General features: G+C 53.5%; 3 protein-coding genes. All 3 read right to left on the bottom strand.

Going from position 1 to position 3,446, the window contains the following annotated elements:
- Nucleotides 1-195 precede the first annotated feature (195 nt).
- The 3 genes from AB1E33_RS29575 to AB1E33_RS29565 all read right to left on the bottom strand — a co-directional run bounded on the left by AB1E33_RS29575 (nt 196) and on the right by AB1E33_RS29565 (nt 3,008).
- Nucleotides 196-822: a lysozyme inhibitor LprI family protein gene (locus AB1E33_RS29575; RefSeq protein WP_372580808.1), complete on the bottom strand. Its 627-nt coding sequence runs from the start codon at nt 820-822 to the stop codon at nt 196-198.
- Nucleotides 823-1,568: 746 nt separating this feature from the next.
- Nucleotides 1,569-2,384 carry an alpha/beta fold hydrolase gene (locus AB1E33_RS29570; protein WP_372580807.1) on the bottom strand — a complete coding sequence of 272 codons (816 nt, stop codon included), beginning with the start codon at nt 2,382-2,384 and terminating at the stop codon, nt 1,569-1,571.
- A gap of 306 nt (nt 2,385-2,690) precedes the next feature.
- Nucleotides 2,691-3,008, bottom strand: a complete 318-nt coding sequence (locus AB1E33_RS29565) for an H-NS histone family protein (protein WP_372580806.1) — start codon at nt 3,006-3,008, stop codon at nt 2,691-2,693.
- Nucleotides 3,009-3,446: the final 438 nt, after the last annotated feature.

Here is a 3,446-nt window from a genome sequence, read left to right as displayed (position 1 = left end):
ACTCCGGCCAATTAGTCACCTTGTACTTGGCCGCCGCGAATTTGCCACGACGGCTGGCATTGAATTTGTGGGGCATACAAGGCAACCTTCGGTCTAACAGCACGCGGTTCCTCTACGAAATCGGCGACCCATGCAACAACGCTAAGTCAAGAACCGCCTGGCGCGCGGATGTGTGTGTGTCCAGGTTGCACATGCTTACTGACGTCGATAGTAGCTCCCGCTCAGTTCCGGCGCATTCATCCCGCAATTCGCGCGTCCGAGATTGGTGTTTACGCTATTTTGCGGCAGGTAAATCCCGGTACCCATACGGTGCAGGACCATAATCTCGTCGCCCGCATCCGTCACAATGAGACCGCTTTTGTCAATCTTTCCAGCACCCGTCACCGGACCACATGTGTAGCTTGCCCCGCCACCCACGAACGTCACTGAAATAGTGCTTGCTTCGCTGCCCGAAATATCCAGCTCCAGCTCGTCATAAGGGCCGTCATAGGTCCCGGCCCAAACGCCAAAGATATCGTAGTCGTTTGTTAGAGTGCGGAGGCGCGCAAGATAAGTTTTTGTTATGCAACCCCCGTCGCCTTGGCAGTCGTTACGCCGCTCGAGCCAGGCCCTCTGATCGCTTCTTAATTGCCGCTCTTGATCGCCGGCCGCCTTGCTTTCGGCGGCCTTGTAGGCATCCGCCATACCGTTATCGAGCGCCCCTAGCTCCGCATTGATGCAAATTTCCTTCTCTGTGCTGTTACCAGCTTTGGAACAGTCGAAGGCCTGAGCTGCGCCCTGCACGGGTAAGAGGAATAAGGAGACCAAAGAAAGCGCACTCATCGAGGGCCACTTACAATAATCTTGCACGAGATTTCTCCTTAGCCTGTCGAAGAGTGGCAATTAGCGTGCCGGGTTCCCAGGATGGGTCGCTTCGATCACGCGATCTCTTCTCTCCAGATCTCCGCTGAGCGATGCCTACTAGCCAGTTTTTTTGTCTTCGGCCAACGGTAGACGCGGTACTTTCGGTTGTTGCGAGGATAGAGTGTAGTGATTCAGAAGAACTCAGGTTTTGCTATCGGTCAAGATAGATGCGACAGGCGATTCACTTCGACGCCGTCGCCCGCAACTCGGCTGTGATCACTTTGCAGTAGGCTAGTGCAATAAGGTTCACGACAGTCGACAAGACTGTGATGCTCAACCGTCACTCGGTGCAAAACGCCTTGTACCGTGTGGTATTCGGCGGGCTGGTGGGCAAACACACGCCCATCCGCCCTCACCACGATCAACTTTCCCCCAAAACTCACACACTCGCACACAAAGGTTCAATCACTGGCTATCTGCGGACTTAGAAGTTGAGATCCGGAGTGTCAAATGAACTCTTCTTACTGATTGAAGCAACTCGCTGCGAATGCTGGGCTTCGACTACTGACACTTGTGACATTGTCTTACATTGCGTGATGCTGCCACTCTGCATTGGGCTGACGCAGCTTAGTCGTCTTCGGGGCGAACCAGGTGTGATAGGTCATCCCGACCATGGCTTGAACGTCATTTGCCAAGCATCGGAGATCGGTGAACTGCGGTAAGCCTTAGAGGCGCGATGCAACGAATTGTTCAACCAGCCCGTTGAAGATCTTAGGCTGTTCCAAGTTCACCAGATGGGCACACTCTTCAATGACCTCGGTCGTCGCATTTGGAATGCTCCTTCCGATCAAAATGCACCGGTCCTGAATGTGAGGAAAATCCAGATTTCCCCATACAATCAGTGTCGGAACCTCAATTGACTGCAGCTGATCCATCGAGCTTTTGGGCTGAATTTCCTTGGTCAACTCGGGATGCGCAAGAGCTATTCCATTCATGTCCAGAAACAGGTCCCGAAGTGGGCCCGTTACCCTTCCCTCTTCGCTTGCCGGACCGTCCAGCCACAGGTGGGCCTCAGCGTCGTTGATGAGTGCTTCATCTGATTGCTGCTCTGCGGCATCCAGTTTTTGAAAGGCGGCGGCTATCTCAGGCGAAAAAGTGGAAGGATTATCCGCGCCTGAAATGGCAGGCGCTGCCAACACAACTGCAGAGACCTTCGCCGGATACCGCAATGTAAAATCCACTGCCAATCGTCCCCCCTGAGAACACCCCACCAGAACCGGTCTGTCCAATCCAAGATCGTCGAGAACGGCCTTGAGATCCTGAACGTGACTAAACGCCTCATCCGGGCTCTGGGTCTCACCAAATCCACGTCGATCATAAGCCATTGCAAGGTTGTGTTTTCCGAAGTGAGCAAGCGACTTTGACCACATCCGTCGATCGGCGACGCCTGCATGCAGGAATACAATACCTGAACCTTCACCGATCGACGTCACCCTGATGGATGCGCCTCCGATGCACAATGTGTTTTCAAATGGTGACAAAGGCTATTCCACTGTTCAAATCCTGAAGCCCGAAGCCGTGCCTACATTACAACGGCGCGCGGTTCTGTCCACTCGGTGAGCTTCCACCAACAGAAGGTGGCCTGAACCTATGATGCTGAGCGGAAGTCCATCAGACGGTAAGTAGGAAGAACCCAAGGACAAGCAACGCTGTTCGTCGCTTGCTTTTATGGCTTGTGATTACATCGACCTGTGATCGTGTTCATTGCCTTTCTGAGAATCCACGCACCGCAAATGGGGCGGCCCACATCGGTCACCCCCTCTCCTCCATCGGCGCACCTATTGGCGTCAGATTTCCAGGTCGTCGATAGACTTGCCAGCTTTGATCGCGTCATTGACCCAGTTCGGCTTGCGACCCCGACCCGTCCAGGTTTGTTTCGGGTCCTCCGGGTTACGGTACTTGGCGGCGGCTTTGGCCTTTTTCTTCGGACCGGAGAAATGTGCGATGACTTCCTCAAGTGTGACACCATAAGATTTGGCGACTTTGTGGATCTCTTTGAGGGCTTTTGACAGCGCCTCTTTTTCGGCATGCACAAGAGTCTCCTCAATGTCTTTTGCCAGTGCTTTGAGGTCTGCTGCACTCATTTTCTTCAAATCGATTTTCATGTCCCTGCCTTTTTCTTGAAACTGCGATGTAACCAATATCAGTGGAGGGCGTAAAGCAAGGGCGACTTTTGTACCGAGCATTTACGCGCCATTTCGGGAGTTGAAGTTGGACGAGTATTGCCAAGTTGTTCCCCGCTATGGTCTGGGCCAACAGGTGCGGATCAAGAGACCGATGACCATGCTTCGCTCGAAGGGCTTCTGTATTCCTGGTGAAGGATACGGGCTATGTTGGGCGGTTGATGCCAATGACAACCTGCTCGATATCCTGGTACAGAGGGACTGTGTTGCACGGATTGGTCGCTCAGAGTATTCCCAGCGTTTTCTGCGACGTGAGTGACGGTCGATGCCCCACAAATTCAATGATGCCCGTCGCGACAAGTTTCCCAAAGCAAAGTTCCGGGTCACGAACTGCTCGGATTACAACGAAAGTCTCCGGCG

The organism is Ruegeria hyattellae, assembly GCF_041537925.1.
Classification (GTDB): Bacteria; Pseudomonadota; Alphaproteobacteria; order Rhodobacterales; family Rhodobacteraceae; genus Ruegeria_C.
Note: the sequence above shows the minus strand (reverse complement) of the source record. Positions and strands in the feature narration are given on the sequence as shown.